Source organism: Haloferax sp. Atlit-10N (genome assembly GCF_003586325.1).
In the GTDB taxonomy this organism is placed as follows: Archaea; Halobacteriota; Halobacteria; order Halobacteriales; family Haloferacaceae; genus Haloferax; species Haloferax prahovense.
The window spans coordinates 156,057-169,504 of sequence record NZ_PSYX01000004.1; the positions used below are offsets into that span (position 1 = coordinate 156,057).

Genomic DNA, 13,448 nt, shown 5'->3' on the forward strand with positions numbered 1-13,448 from the left:
GGCGCTCAGTCGTCGACCGGATTCGACCCGAACCTCGCCGGAACCCAGTTTTGACTGTCGATTGGCGGGCGCTCGTGACCGGTGTCGTCCTGTCGGGACGGGAGTTCGATGGGGTCGGGCGTGAGGTCCTCGTAGTCGATTTGCTCCAGCAGGTGCGAGATGCAGTTGAGTCGCGCGTGGCGCTTCACGTCCGCGTTGACGACGTGCCACGGAGCGTCGTCGGTATCGGTGTGTTCGAACATCCGGTCTTTGGCCTCCGAGTAGTCGGCCCACCGCGAGCGCGCTTCGAGGTCCATCGGACTGAGCTTCCAGCGGCGCTTCGGGTCCTCGTTTCGCTTCTGGAACCGCCGTTCCTGTTCCTCGTCGCTGATGGAGAACCAGTACTTGACGAGGACGATGCCCGACCGGACGAGCATCCGCTCGAACTCGGGACAGGTTCGCAGGAACTCCTCGTACTCCTCGTCGGTACAGAAGCCCATCACCCGCTCGACGCCCGCGCGGTTGTACCAACTCCGGTCGAAAAGCACCATCTCGCCCTCGGTCGGAAGCTGTTCGACGTACCGCTGGAAGTACCACTGGCCGCGCTCTCGCTCCGTGGGTTTGCCGAGCGCGACGACCCGCGCCACCCGCGGGTTGAGCCGGCGGGTGATGCGCTTGATGACGCCACCTTTGCCCGCGGCGTCCCGCCCCTCGAAGACGACGCAGACCCTGAGGTCGTGTTCCTTTATCCAGTACTGGAGTTTCACCAGTTCTTCCTGCAGGCGGTTCAACTCGCGTTTGTACTGTTTCTTCTTCAGGACGCCCTCGTCGTTGTAGCGAGGTTTGTCGGTGGGCATAGGCGAACTGCGTGCGCTGTGAACAAATAGCAGGCGGAGAGATGGGGTCGGCGCGGCGGTTCAGAGGTCCGAACAGACCTGCTCGCCGCTCACGATCTCCGGGACGACGACTTCGTCGGCACCGGCGCGGCGCGCGAGCGCCTCGTCCATCTGGTCGCCCGCGCGGACGACGAGTTTGGCGTCGGGGGACAACCGGCTCGCCGCGATGGCGATTTGGATGTTCACCTTGGAGTCGTCGATCGCCCCGACGACCGTCGCGGCGCGTTCGACGCCCGCGTCGATGAGCCTGTCCTCGCGGCGGGCGTCGCCTTCGACCGCGAGCAGGTCCGCGTCGAGCGCGCGCTGGTACTGCGCCTCCTTGCTCTCGACGACGACCACGTCGCGCCCCATCTCGCGGAGCCGCGCCGCCACCGTCTTACCGAAGGTTCCGTAGCCGCAGACGACCACGTGCGATTCGAGTTCCGCTATCTCTCGTTGGAGTTTCATCTGGTCGAGTTCCTCGCGTATCTGCCCGCCGAAGGCCGCGGAGACGAACGTCTCGCCGGCCCACAGTCCGGTTCCAATGAGGCCGGTGAGAATCACGATGGCGTACGCCTTGACCAGCGTCGCCGGCCCCTCGTGCGTCTGGTAGTGGAGTTCGATGCTGGTCGGGTCGAGAAGCCAGAACGCCGCGTCGACGAGGGACGCGCCGGCGAGGGCGCTGAATCCGCCGACGCCGGCGACGACGAACGCCGCGACTGCGACGAGCGGCCGGACCATCCGCCGGAGCAACGGCCTGTGCGCCAGCGCGTCGATGAGAATGCGGCGGTCGTACGTCACGGGGGCGCGGACACCTCGTGGGAGCGCGACCGATCTGGCTCGTGCGGCCCGCAATCGCGACGAATCGGGCGTCTCGACAGTGAAGAGTTACTAGTCTGTCCACGTTTGGAGAAATTTGACTCGTGTTTGAGTGTATATTCGGCCATGTATCTAGTGTTCGACAACCGTTCGGGTATAAAACCGTTTGTCCTTAAACAACCCAATATTCTGGCTATGACTCCCTGATTCGCTCTCGAACACTATTCGATATAGCAGAATATGATTTACATCTCGGAATCGGAGAGTGACGAACCGACGCCAAACCGGATTCGCGTTCGGTTTCGGGCACGAAATCCACGAAATCCTCATATCGGATGCTTGTGTATGACATGGCACCGGCACGCATGCCGGAGTGGGGTGAACGATGGCGACTGCCAACTCAAACGAGGCCGAATACGACTACCCGGTCGGCTACGAACCGGAGGTACAGACAGAGATGGTCGAACTGGACCGTCGAACCGTCGAGCGACTCGACGCGCTGCGCGAGGACGACGAGTCGTACGACGAACTGATAACCGAGCTCGTGTCCATCTTCGCGGCGAGCGAACTCTCCGCCGCGCGCGTGGACAGCCCGCTCATCGAGTGACGCCCCGCGTCGCTCGATTTTCCGCATTTGAGACGCACAGAGAGCGGAATCGCTGTTCGAGAGACTACCCGTGATAAATCACACTCTGCTATATAGAATCTGAAACACCAGCGAACAACCGTCCGATTTTTTGCCGGGAGCCCGAAAGCTCCGGGTATGACCGACTTCGACCCCGAGAAGTTCGAGGACAAGTACGCCAACTACTTCCCCGAACTCCAGCGCGCGTACAAGAACGCCTTCGAGACGATGAACGACGAGTTCGACTCGTCGCTCATCCACGGGGTCGACCAGCAGATTCTCAACGAATCCGAGCCGTTCTACGAGGACGGCGACTTCTCCGTGCGGCTCCCCGAGAACCCCGCCGAGCGACTGACGGCGGTCGAAATCGACGACGACGAACTCGACGCCGTCCTCGACCGCTACGTCGACGAGATAGAAGGCGAGCTTCGGCGGGTCTTCGGCGTCGAGGCGTAACCCCGAACCAAAGGCCTAAGCACGTTCACCTCGAAGCCGCGTGCATGAGCACGGAGACGCAGGACGGCGAGGACGACCTCAAAGAGCGTGTCGTGAACTTCCTCCGTCGGAACTTCCCGCAGATCCAGATGCACGGCGGCAGCGCGGCCATCCGCGACCTCAACCGCGAGACCGGCGAGGTCACCGTTCTCCTCGGTGGCGCTTGCTCCGGGTGCGGTATCTCCCCGATGACCATCCAGGCCATCAAGACCCGCATGGTCAAGGAGATTCCCGAGATCAACGAAGTCCACGCCGACACCGGCATGGGCGACGACGGCGGCATGGGCGGCGACAGCCGCGGCGGCAGTCCGTCGTTCCCCGGCGACACCAGCGACGACACGACCGACATCGAAGACGACCAGGGCCCGCAGGCCCCGTTCTAAGTCGGCGTTTCGGACGTTTTCGTCCCGTCGTCGGCCGAGAACAGGAGTTTTATCGGCGACTACTCCCCACCCTCGGGTATGACTGCCGAGTCGCCCGAGAACGTCCTCTTCGTCGTCATGGACACGGTCCGGAAGGACCACCTCACGCCGTACGGCTACGACCGCCCGACGACGCCGGGGCTCGACCGATTCGCCGACGAGGCGACCGTCTTCGAGCAGGCCGTCGCGCCCGCACCGTGGACGCTCCCGGTCCACGCCTCGCTTTTCACCGGGATGTACCCGAGCCAACACGGGGCCGACCAGGAGAACCCCTACCTCGAAGGCGCAACGACCCTCGCCGAGACGCTCTCGGCGGCCGGCTACGACACCGCCTGTTACTCCTCGAACGCGTGGATAACGCCGTACACGCATCTGACCGACGGCTTCGCCGACCAGGACAACTTCTTCGAAGTCATGCCCGGCGAGTTCCTGTCTGGCCCGCTGGCGAAGGCGTGGAAGACGATGAACGACAGCGACGCGCTCCGGACGCTCGCCGATAAGCTCGTCAGCCTCGGCAACACCGCCCACGAGTACCTCGCCGGCGGCGAGGGCGCGGACTCGAAGACGCCCGCGGTCATCGACCAGACCATCGACTTCATCGACGACTCCGAGGAGTTCTTCGCGTTCGTCAACCTCATGGACGCCCATCTGCCGTACCACCCGCCCGAGGAGTACAAAGAGCGCTTCGCGCCCGGCGTCGATTCGACCGAGGTCTGCCAGAACTCCAAGGAGTACAACGCCGGAGCCTACGAGATCGACGACGACGAGTGGGAGGACATCCGCGGGCTCTACGACGCCGAAATCGCCCACATCGACGACCAACTCACCCGGCTGTTCGACCACCTGAAAGAGACCGGCCGCTGGGACGACACCATGGTCGTCGTCTGCGCCGACCACGGCGAACTCCACGGCGAACACGGCCTCTACGGCCACGAGTTCTGCCTGTACGACCCGCTCATCAACGTCCCGCTCATGGTCAAACACCCCGACCTCGGCGCGGACCGACGCGACGACCAGGTCGAACTGGTCGACCTCTATCACACGGTCCTCGACTCGCTCGGCGTCGAGGGCGGCGAACCCGCGAGCCCCGGCGACGACGCGGTCGGCCTCGACCGTACGCGCTCGCTCCTGTCGGCCGACTACCGGGAGTTCGCGCGGGCGTCGAACGACGACCCCGGCCAGCGGCGAGACGGCGAGTACGCCTTCGTCGAGTACTCTCGTCCCGTGGTCGAACTCAAGCAGTTAGAGGAGAAGGCCGCGGGCGCCGGCATCGAACTCCCCAAGGACTCGCGGTTCTACTCGCGGATGCGGGCGGCGCGGCGGACCGACGCCAAGTACGTCCGAATCGACCGCATACCCGACGAGGCCTACCGAATCGACGTCGACCCCGAGGAGACCGAGAACGTCGCCGATTCGGACGACGAGGCGGTCGCCGAGACGGAGGCCGCCCTCGCGGAGTTCGAAGACGCCATCGGCGGCGCGTGGACCGACGCGCTCGATACCGACGTATCGGACGATTCAGTGGACCAGATGGACGACGAGACGCAGGACCGCCTGCGCGACCTCGGCTACCTCGAATAGCGACCGACGCCGAGTCTACGTCTTAGCGTATCCCTTCTCCCCGCTCCCACGCCCGAAGGAGCGCCGCAAGCGTCCGGTTCGTCGGCACCTCGAAGCCGTGTCCGGCGGCGATATCGACGACCGCACCGTTGATGGCGTCGACCTCGGTCCGCTTTTCAGACTCGACATCCTGCAGCATCGACGAGCGGTTCGCGGCGGTCTTTTCGACCACCCGGTCGACCGCCTCGCGGGCGATCCGGTTCGGGAGCGACACGCGCTCTAATCGGGCGACGCGGGCCGTCTCGCGGGCAGCCCGGTGTGCGAGTTCGCCGGCGTCATCGCCCGCGAGCGCGCCGTTTTCGACCCGCGAGAGCGCGGTGACCGCGTTGATGCCGGCGTTGACCGCGAGTTTCTCCCAGCGCCGCCTCGGCATGTCTGTGGCGACGAGCGTGTCGAGCCCCGCGTCCCGGAACGCCTTGCCGACGCGCTCGGCCAGCGGGTCGGGACCGCCGTCGAGCGCGCCCAGGACGACCCGGCCGACCCCGGTGCACTCGACGCGACCCGGTTCGACGAGCCGCGCCCCGTAGGTCGCCGTCCCCGCGAGGACGGGTGCGTCGAGACGAGAGGCGAGCATCTCCTCGGTGAGCCCGTTTTGGAGCGATAGCACCGCACCCACGTCGCAGTCGGCGAGCGCGTCGGCCGCCGCCGCGGTGTCGAACGATTTGACGGTGACGAGTGCGAGATCCGCGCTGTGGCCCGTCTTGGTCGTCGTCGCGGCCGGTGAGACGTGCGCCGACTCGGCACCGACGATGTCGAGACCGGCCGCCGACACCCGCGCTGCGTGCGGGTCGCGGGCGACGAGCGTCACGTCGTGGACCGACGCGAGGAGGCCGCCGACGAGCGTGCCCAGACTGCCCGCGCCGAAGACGAGAATTCGCATGGCTACCCGTACTCAGCGGACGACAAAAATGGCGAGTGTCGCGGCGCGGCGGTCGAATCGGGGGCGACCCCTCAGTCCTCAGTCCAGTAGTAGAGTTTCTCGCGCTCGGCACCGCAGTTCGGACAGGTGTCGGGCAGTCCGTCGAGGTCGCCCATCTCGCCGCAGTCGCTGCATCGCCACATCAACTCGGCCTCGCCGAACTCGCCGCCCGCGCGCTCGTGTTCGACGGACATCCCGGCGAGTCCGTCGCGGGTCGTCACGAAGAAGCCGTCGTCGTCGAAGCCACGGATGCTCCCGAGTTCGGTTCCGTCCTCCGCGTACACCGTCATTCCCACCGTCGGCTGTGTCTCGTCAGCCATACCAGACTATTCGTCGCGCGAGCGAATAAAAAGGAACGGCCGATTCGCCCTCAAGAATCCGCGGGATGCTCGGAGGGGTGTGGACCCAGCATAAATAATAAACTGAATATCGCGATATAGAATTCGAGGACGCGACAAGACACTTACCGAATCGGTGTCACGCTCGTAACATGTCCCGATTTCGGAGCCGTCGCCGGTTCCTCCAACTGCTCGGGGGTGCATCTCTCGGCGCCGCCGGCTGTCTCGGCCGCGACGGCGGGTCGCCGAGTCCGACGACGACCACGGAGACGACCACCACCACCGCTGAGCCAACCACGACCTCCGGTCCGACCTCCGGACCGGACGAACGCGTGACGGCCACGCCACCGGGTGACCCCCCGCTCTCGCCATCGGGGACGTGGCCGCAGTACCAGTTCGACGCGGGTAACACCGGCTACAATCCCGACGTCTCGGTCGCCCCGTCGTCGAGGAGTACTGGCGGCTGAACGCCGGCGGCTCGCCCGTCCTCGACGGGGAGCGCCTCTACAACCTTCACGGCCGCGGGCGCGACAAGAGCGCGCTCGTTCGACGCGACCCCTCGACGATGGCCGAGCGGAGCGCGACCACTCTCGTCCGCTACGGCATAAACTCGCCGCCCGTCGTCGCAGGCGACCGGGTCGTCGTCACGACGTTCATCGAGGCCTTCTGCCTCGCCGCCGACGGCGACGAGGTACTGTGGCGCGGGCCGGAGATGGACGGCATCCACGGCCCGCCCGCGGTGGGAGACGGCGTCGCCGTCGTCTCTGGCGGCGGGTTCGACGGCGTTCCAACCCACCTACGGGCGTTCGAACTCGGCGACGGGACCGAGCGCTGGCGCTACGACCTCGGAAGCGACGCGAAGGGCGCGCCGGCCGTCGCCGCTGGCGCGGTGTTCGTCGTCACCGACGACGCCGTCCACGCCGTCGACCTCGCGACCGGCGAGCGGCGCTTCCGCGTCGAATCCCGGGCGAGCGAGTGGACGACGCCGGTCGCGACGACAGAGGCGGCGTACCTGTCCACCCGCGACGACGAACTCCTCGTGCTCGCCCCGACCGACGGCACCGAGCTGTGGCGGGCGCCGGGGAGTGGCACGCCGGTCGTCGCCGACGACGTGCTCCACATCGCCGTCGGCGGAGAGACCGCGACGCTATTGCGCGACGACGGGAAGGAAGTGGCGGCGCGCTTCCACGGCGTTCCTCACGCGCGCGCACGAGAAACAATATTGTCCTCCGATGAACACGGACAGCTAGTTGCGTACGATTCTGTAGAAGAGCGTCGGCTATGGATACATCAGACACCAGAAGTGCAGGTGGCTGACGTGATATCGCAGGGCGTCGGCACGGCGGTCCCGCTCGACGGGGCGGTGTACGTCGTCGCTGCCGACGGCTTCCACGGATTGGGACCGGCGCGGAACTGAGACCCCCGCGACGTGGCCGCTCGGCTCGAAAACCTGGAGGAAAAACCCGCCCGAATCTTACATGAAGTCCGCGATGCCAGACTGCTTGTTCTCGTCCACTTTTTCTTCGCCGAGCGGCAAGGCCGCTCGGCTCGAAAACCTGGAGGAAAAACCCACCCGAATCTTACATGAAGTCCGCGATGCCAGACTGCTTGTTCTTGTCGTTCTCGAAGACTGACTCGAGGCTCTTTTCGAGCACTTCGAGCCGCTGTTTCGTGTAGTCGCGGCAGTCGAACTCCTCGGCCACCTGAATCGCGGTATCCATGTACTTGTTCACGGAGCCCTGGTGGACCGTGAGGTTCACCCGACCGCCGCACTCCCGGCAGTCGCCCGAAAGCGGCATCCGCCGGTACTTTTCGCCGCAGTCGAGACACCGCGTCTCCTGTCGCGAGAAGGCGCGGAGGTTCCCGATGAGGTCCGGCAGGAAGTGGTACTCGATGACGCGCTCTGCCACGTCCGTCTCGTCGACCGCCCGGAGCTTCCGTGCGAGGAACAACTGGGCGTCCATCTTGTCCATCATCGACCCGAGCGTCTTGTACGCGGAGAGGTCGGGGCCGGCGGCGATATCCGTGGTGTCGTGGGTGTGGTCGAATCCGGTGTACTCGCGGTCGGTGCCCAAGTACTCCTCGGCGATGGTGACCTCGTCCTCCCAGTCGTCGGGGTCTTCCATCCGCAAGGTCGCCTCGTAGAACTCGCGGGGGTACTGCCGCACGATGTCCATGTTGTGCGCCTCGTCGTCGATTTCCGACGGGTCGATGCGCGAGGACATGACGAGCGGCGCGTCCATCTGCCCGCCGCGCTTGTCGGGGAGGTATTCTTTCGAGAAGTTGAGAAGACCGTCCATGAGGAGCATGACACAGTCCTCGTCACCGTCGCACTGCGCGACGTGGAGGTCGTTGGCGACCAGCGAATTGGTATCTTCGACGGTCAACGAGTAGGTGTGGTCGACATCGCTTTCGAGATATTCGACCGAGACGACTTCGTCAAGCCACGTATCCCCGCCGTCCGAGAAGAGACGCTGGCTTCGGATGTCCGTGTCGTCGAGAGCGCTCGCCAGCGCCTCGCTCTTTCGAGGGAGGTGGAAACCGACTTCCTCGGCGAATCGAACCACGTTCTCCGACGTGACTTTGAGGACCCACGAGTCGAACGTCGGGACCTCGTCTCCGTCGTAGAACTCCGCTACTGCACCCGTCTGCGGCGTTCGGCGCTCGGAGTAGGTTTTCGAGGCGATACCGAAGCGTTTGAGCGCGGCAACGAGGTCGCGCTTGAGGTCGTCGCTCACGGTGTGCGCGCGAATCTCGACACGGTCCGAAGACGCGCTTCCGTCGCCGGAGAAGTACGCAGACAGGAAGGACCGAAGAACCGGCTCGGGACCGGTGAGTATCGACTCCGGGACGCGTTTGTCCTCGGCACGCGACCCGCATCCGATGACGTCCGCAAACAGCGACTGAACGAGCCGACTCGAAATCGTGACTTTCCATTCGTTCTCCTCGAACGCGTCGACACCGAGCGCTTCGCTAACCGTGTCGAGGATGTGTTCGCGGGCGAGTTCGTCCGGGATACAGATCGTCGTCTGGTAGAAGTTTCCGGGCGACGCTCTCGTGAAGCCTTCCGCGGCGTAGTATCCCAGTACAGTTCCGAACGCCTCGTCGATATCGAGCACTCTCGAAACAGTCGCGGTATCGCGACGAACGCCGAGAGATAGCTCACGCGGAAGCACGTCGACGACCGTTTCGACGTCTCCGAGAACTGCCACGAATACCGATGCCGGAACACTGTCGCGAGCGACCCAGTTGTAAACCGTCGAATCGCTCCGTCCGAGTCGCTCAGCGACCGGTTTCAGGTAGCCGCTCGCTTCGGTATGCTCGTCGAAGAGCGACCGGATTCGGTCCGCGCCGAGCCCCCGAATCATCAGGTCTTCGGCCGGTATCGACTCGCCGTGCAGGAACTCCGCGAGCAGGTCGAACTGCGCCGGGCCCGCGTCGATGTCGACGCGCTTGGGCGACGGAAGTGCGTCACCTTCGTCGAGTTCGTGCGCGGGAATCCGAGTGAAGCCGCCGTCGTCGGCTCGAATCACCGTGTGGTCCGGAGTGACCGTTAGTTCTCTTCCACCACGAGTCTCGATTCGTACGAGGTGGTCCTGTGCGACGTGCTTAGAGACGGCTTCGACCGGTTTCATCGTCTCTCGGCCGTCTCTGTCCAAAGACGGGACGTACACGTTCCCGTCCAGTTCCTGAACGAGCGTCCCGAAGTCGTCGGTCTCCGGGTCATCGAGCCGTTCCTCGACGAGCGATCGAACCTCGTCGTATCGCCACCGGTCGGACTCGTCTCGGAACCAGACCTTCGTCTCCGGATGGAAACAGTTCCGACGCTTCGCAGCGTGGAAGTACGGATGAGCGTATCCGACTGCTGCTGTCGTGAACCCGACAACTCTGCCGACGACCGCGGCGGAGGTGTGGGGAGCCATCCCGAAGACGAGTTCGCCGATGAGGTCGTCGCGCTCTTCGATTTCGTAGAACCGGTCGAGGCCGTAGAACTGTTCGAGGAGGTCGTCGACGAAGTCGGCGGTCTGCATCATGTGCTGCGCCGCGCCGTTCGAGAGGACGATGTCCTGAACTTTGAGTTCGACCAGTTGGTCGTCGAACCGGAGGGGTTCGCCGTCGATGTCGGTCTCGTAGCCGAGTTCGCGGAAGTGGTCTGCCGTCACGTCGAGTTCCTCGGGGCGGACCGCGGTGACGGGCAGGTCGGTCATGTCGTAGCGGACGGTGCCGTCTTTGAACGACGATACGTCGTGTTTCGCCCGCAGGACGCCCTTCTCGATAGGTTCGGGCGTCTTGTTCGCCGAGGTGAGTCCCTTCACGCCCTTGAGAATCTGGAACGACGACTCGCGCTCGCCGACGCGTTCGAGGGCGTCGCGGTACTCGGTGTTGAGGTCGATTTCCTGCCACTCGGCGCTCTCGACGTCCCACTCGCAGCGCTCGCAGTAGACGCGTCCCGACTCGTCGGGTTCGATGACGGTTCCGCAGTCGTCGCACTCGTAGTGGGGTTCGGTGTGGCCGCCGCAGTCGGGGCACTTCGACTTGAAGCCGAACGCGCCGCAGTCGGGGCACTTGCGCCGACCGAGTCGGACCGAAATCTGCCCGCGCCTACCGGACTCGCCGCGGTGTCTGGCGGCGTCGCCCACGTCGCGTTGGCTCCCGCCGGCCTCGCCGATGGGAAACAGCGTGTGGACGGCCGGCGAGAGGTCGCGGCGCTCGGACTTCTCCGGGCGGCCCATCCGGTTGCCGATGCGGGTGGGCGCGCGCTCGCGGACGGTAAAGGGCGCGACCTCGTTGACGGCCTCGACGGCGTTGTCGCCGTCGTCCCACTCGCGGGCGCGCTCCGAGAGGTCTGCGAGTTCCCACGTCCGCTCGCGGTCGTCGGTGAGGCCGAGGCTCCGGGCGAGCGGTCGCCAAACGGGGACCCGGAGCGTCTCGTCAGTCTGGCGGTGGGCGACGAGCAGGTGTTCGAGCGCCTTCCGAATCTCGGGCGTGTTGTCGAGGACGAGCGTACCCTCAAGCCCGCGCTCGGGTTCGTTCTCGTGTTCGAGCGCACCGGCCGTGCCGCCGTCGGCTTCGGCGGCGACGACATCGCCCGCCGCGACGGCGTCGGCGAGTGTGTCGAACCGCTCGACGGAGATGTCGTGCCAGAGATAGGTGTACGTCGGGTGCAACGGGGCGTCGAACTCGGTCGCCCACGAGAGGGCCTGTTCGACCGACGGCTCTTCGAGGTCGACGGCGGGGTCGTCGCGGAGCGCCTGCACGTTGGCCTCGGTCGTCTCGAAGTCCTGAATCCACCACTCGAAGACGTACGAAGCGGGTGCGAGCGGGTGGTTGTTCTCGACGAACTCGCCGAAGTTGACGAGGTACTCGCCGAGGTCGAGAATCTTCTCGACGCCGTTCTGGAGTTCCTCCGCCTCCTCGGGGTCGTCGATGCGGCGCACGTCGCCGTTGGCGAGTCTCACCGTCGGTCCCTCGATAGAATCGACGGGGACGACGCCGCCGGCCTTGCCGGGACGCTCGGTCTTGATTTGGGTGCCGGTGGCGATGAAGTCGTCCACGATGTGCATCGTCGCGGGGTGGACGCCGGCGGTTGCGAAGCCGTGGTTGCGGGCGCGGCCGTACCGCAGGCGGAAACCGCCGCGTGCGGAAGGATGGCCGAACACCGGGCGGCCCGCGATGAGGTCGCGGAGGAACTTGGTCGCGGGTTCGACGCGGGTCGGCCCGTCCGGCGCGTCGCTCTCGGCGTCGTCGTCGGCCGGGTCTGCGTCGGCCTCGTCGGCGTCCGGGTCGTCACCCGCGTCGTCTGCCTTTTCGGCGTCTTCGTCGTCCTTGCCGATGGTACCGTCGATGAGGTCCTGAAGCCACGGCCAGTCGACCTCGTCGAGTTGGCGGGTGTAGCGCTGAATCTTCGGGGCCTTGAGGGCGATACCCTCGGCCGCGACGAGACACATACCGCCGCGGGCGGAGTTGGTATCGACGCGTTCGAGGTCGCGGTAGCCCGAGACCTCCTCGTCGCCGGTGGCCTCGCCGTCGAGCATGATGGGCATGTTCTCGGCGATAAAGCGCGACTCCTTGTCCTTCGGCGAGTACTGGAGGCCGGTCTCCTTGTCGTAGAGGTTAATCTCCTCGACGTAGCGCTCGACCTCGTCGGTTCGAGCCTTGTACTCGTCGATGTCGAGAAGCGACCGGGCGTAGTCGGCGACGAGCACGGAGAGGGCCTGCGCGGTGCCGCCCGCCGAGCGAATCGGGCCGGCGTAGTAGACGTTGACGAACTCCGTGCCGTCGTCGTTTTCGAGGATTTCGACGCGGTCGATGCCCTCGATGGGGGCGGCGACGACCCCCTCGGTGAGGAGGGCGACGGCGGTGCGGACCGCGCCCTCGATTTTGCCCTCGCGAGAGTCGTAGTCGCCGACGTTGCCGTCGACGAAGTCGGTCACGAGTTCGAGCGCGGCTTCCTCGCGGGACATCTCGCCTTCGAGTTCACGGACGCGCTCTGCGACGCCGTCGATGCCGAGGATGTTCTCCACGCGGTCGGCCATGTCCTTGGCGACCGGAATCTCGACTTCGGTCCTCGGGTCGTACCCCGTCGCCTTCGCGGCCTCCGCGAGGTCGAACGCCTCGTCGAGGCGAGCTTCGATGCGGCGGAAGTACCGGGAGTCCTCCTCGCGCACGGTTACAACCAGAGGTCGAGGTCGGTCACCGCGTCGTGGTCGCGTTCGAGCGGTTCCTCGAAGGCGCGGAGGTTCACTTCGCCGGCGAAGACGGTCGCCGAGTCGAGGTGGCCGGCGAGCGACTGCCCGCTGCGCCGAGAGAGAATCGCGTGCGTGTGTGCGAAGGGTTCGCCGTCGAGGAGCGCGACGTTACCCACGCAGGCGGCGACTTCGAGCGGCTCGTCGAACGTCACGGACTGGTACTCCTGGTCCGTCTGGTCGTAGAACCAGAGTTCGGCGTCTTGGACGGCACCCATGGCGTTGAACCACGCGGACTCGATGTCCTTGCGCGCGCAGAACTCCTCGATCTCCTCGCGCCAGTCCGCACCGTGTTCGAGGCGGGCGAGGTACTCCTCGCTCACCGTCACCGCTCGAGCGTTCATGCAGCGTACCACGAGCGAGTCGGACTAAAATGTGAATGGTCTGGCCGCCGGGCGTCCGGCGGCGGGCTTACGGGGCCGGAGCGATTATCGCCACTCGTCGAGCGCGAGCGCGTCGGCTACGTCAGCAGCGAGCCACGCGTCGTCGCGGGAGATGTCCGCGATAATAAGACGCTGGCCCGTCTGAGAGCGATCCACCGAGGCCATGACCTCGGCGCCCGAGTCGTCGACGGAAGCCGTCGCATCCGGCGTCATGTATGATACATAGT

Annotated in this window: 11 protein-coding genes and 1 pseudogene; 5 read left to right on the forward strand and 7 right to left on the reverse strand. The window is 65.6% G+C overall.

Going from position 1 to position 13,448, the window contains the following annotated elements; all coding sequences use genetic code 11:
- Nucleotides 1-5: 5 nt before the first annotated feature.
- Both ppk2 and C5B91_RS13985 read right to left on the reverse strand, forming a co-directional pair.
- Nucleotides 6-836: a polyphosphate kinase 2 gene (gene ppk2, locus C5B91_RS13980; protein WP_008091063.1), complete on the reverse strand. Its 831-nt coding sequence runs from the start codon at nucleotides 834-836 to the stop codon at nucleotides 6-8.
- 60 nt (nucleotides 837-896) lie between these two features.
- On the reverse strand, nucleotides 897-1,595 hold the full coding sequence (locus C5B91_RS13985) for a TrkA family potassium uptake protein (RefSeq protein ID WP_049913348.1): 699 nt from the start codon (nucleotides 1,593-1,595) through the stop codon (nucleotides 897-899).
- Between the two features lie 463 nt (nucleotides 1,596-2,058).
- Here C5B91_RS13985 and C5B91_RS13990 point away from each other — a divergent pair, with 463 nt between their 5' ends.
- From C5B91_RS13990 to C5B91_RS14005, 4 genes are all read left to right on the forward strand, one after another.
- Nucleotides 2,059-2,280, forward strand: coding sequence for a hypothetical protein (locus tag C5B91_RS13990; RefSeq protein WP_008091059.1), 222 nt, complete (start codon nucleotides 2,059-2,061; stop codon nucleotides 2,278-2,280).
- Nucleotides 2,281-2,436: 156 nt separating this feature from the next.
- Nucleotides 2,437-2,754, forward strand: coding sequence for a DUF5783 family protein (locus C5B91_RS13995; protein ID WP_004973973.1), 318 nt, complete (start codon nucleotides 2,437-2,439; stop codon nucleotides 2,752-2,754).
- 44 nt (nucleotides 2,755-2,798) lie between these two features.
- Nucleotides 2,799-3,176, forward strand: coding sequence for a NifU family protein (locus tag C5B91_RS14000; RefSeq protein ID WP_008091056.1), 378 nt, complete (start codon nucleotides 2,799-2,801; stop codon nucleotides 3,174-3,176).
- Nucleotides 3,177-3,254: 78 nt separating this feature from the next.
- Nucleotides 3,255-4,796 carry a sulfatase gene (locus tag C5B91_RS14005; protein ID WP_115819867.1) on the forward strand — a complete coding sequence of 514 codons (1,542 nt, stop codon included), beginning with the start codon at nucleotides 3,255-3,257 and terminating at the stop codon, nucleotides 4,794-4,796.
- Between the two features lie 22 nt (nucleotides 4,797-4,818).
- Here C5B91_RS14005 and C5B91_RS14010 read toward each other — a convergent pair whose 3' ends face one another.
- Both C5B91_RS14010 and C5B91_RS14015 read right to left on the reverse strand, forming a co-directional pair.
- A complete protein-coding gene (locus C5B91_RS14010; RefSeq protein ID WP_115819868.1) occupies nucleotides 4,819-5,715 on the reverse strand; it encodes a ketopantoate reductase family protein in 897 nt (298 codons plus the stop codon).
- 71 nt (nucleotides 5,716-5,786) lie between these two features.
- Entirely contained in the window at nucleotides 5,787-6,074 is a 288-nt protein-coding gene (locus C5B91_RS14015) for a rubredoxin-like domain-containing protein (protein ID WP_008091050.1), read from the reverse strand.
- A gap of 170 nt (nucleotides 6,075-6,244) precedes the next feature.
- Between C5B91_RS14015 and C5B91_RS14020 the strand changes: the two are divergent.
- A pseudogene (locus tag C5B91_RS14020) lies at nucleotides 6,245-7,509 on the forward strand (PQQ-binding-like beta-propeller repeat protein).
- Nucleotides 7,510-7,672: 163 nt separating this feature from the next.
- On the opposite strand, the gene C5B91_RS14025 reads toward C5B91_RS14020, so the two are convergent.
- The 3 genes from C5B91_RS14025 to C5B91_RS22490 all read right to left on the reverse strand — a co-directional run bounded on the left by C5B91_RS14025 (nucleotide 7,673) and on the right by C5B91_RS22490 (nucleotide 13,434).
- Nucleotides 7,673-12,760 carry a DNA polymerase II large subunit gene (locus tag C5B91_RS14025; protein WP_115819869.1) on the reverse strand — a complete coding sequence of 1,696 codons (5,088 nt, stop codon included), beginning with the start codon at nucleotides 12,758-12,760 and terminating at the stop codon, nucleotides 7,673-7,675.
- A 2-nt stretch (nucleotides 12,761-12,762) separates the two neighbouring features.
- A complete protein-coding gene (locus C5B91_RS14030; RefSeq protein ID WP_004973980.1) occupies nucleotides 12,763-13,182 on the reverse strand; it encodes a PPC domain-containing DNA-binding protein in 420 nt (139 codons plus the stop codon).
- Between the two features lie 84 nt (nucleotides 13,183-13,266).
- Nucleotides 13,267-13,434: a hypothetical protein gene (locus C5B91_RS22490; protein ID WP_004973981.1), complete on the reverse strand. Its 168-nt coding sequence runs from the start codon at nucleotides 13,432-13,434 to the stop codon at nucleotides 13,267-13,269.
- Between the last annotated feature and the right edge of the window lie 14 nt (nucleotides 13,435-13,448).

Excerpts from the sequence above, each read along its gene's own strand:
- C5B91_RS14010 (WP_115819868.1), bottom strand. The coding sequence starts at position 5,715 with ATGCGAATTCTCGTCTTCGGCGCGGGCAGTCTGGGCACGCTCGTCGGC.
- C5B91_RS14015 (WP_008091050.1), bottom strand. The coding sequence starts at position 6,074 with ATGGCTGACGAGACACAGCCGACGGTGGGAATGACGGTGTACGCGGAG.
- C5B91_RS14000 (WP_008091056.1), top strand. The coding sequence starts at position 2,799 with ATGAGCACGGAGACGCAGGACGGCGAGGACGACCTCAAAGAGCGTGTC.
- C5B91_RS22490 (WP_004973981.1), bottom strand. The coding sequence starts at position 13,434 with ATGACGCCGGATGCGACGGCTTCCGTCGACGACTCGGGCGCCGAGGTC.
- C5B91_RS14005 (WP_115819867.1), top strand. The coding sequence starts at position 3,255 with ATGACTGCCGAGTCGCCCGAGAACGTCCTCTTCGTCGTCATGGACACG.
- C5B91_RS13995 (WP_004973973.1), top strand. The coding sequence starts at position 2,437 with ATGACCGACTTCGACCCCGAGAAGTTCGAGGACAAGTACGCCAACTAC.
- C5B91_RS13985 (WP_049913348.1), bottom strand. The coding sequence starts at position 1,595 with ATGGTCCGGCCGCTCGTCGCAGTCGCGGCGTTCGTCGTCGCCGGCGTC.
- C5B91_RS13990 (WP_008091059.1), top strand. The coding sequence starts at position 2,059 with ATGGCGACTGCCAACTCAAACGAGGCCGAATACGACTACCCGGTCGGC.
- ppk2 (WP_008091063.1), bottom strand. The coding sequence starts at position 836 with ATGCCCACCGACAAACCTCGCTACAACGACGAGGGCGTCCTGAAGAAG.
- C5B91_RS14030 (WP_004973980.1), bottom strand. The coding sequence starts at position 13,182 with ATGAACGCTCGAGCGGTGACGGTGAGCGAGGAGTACCTCGCCCGCCTC.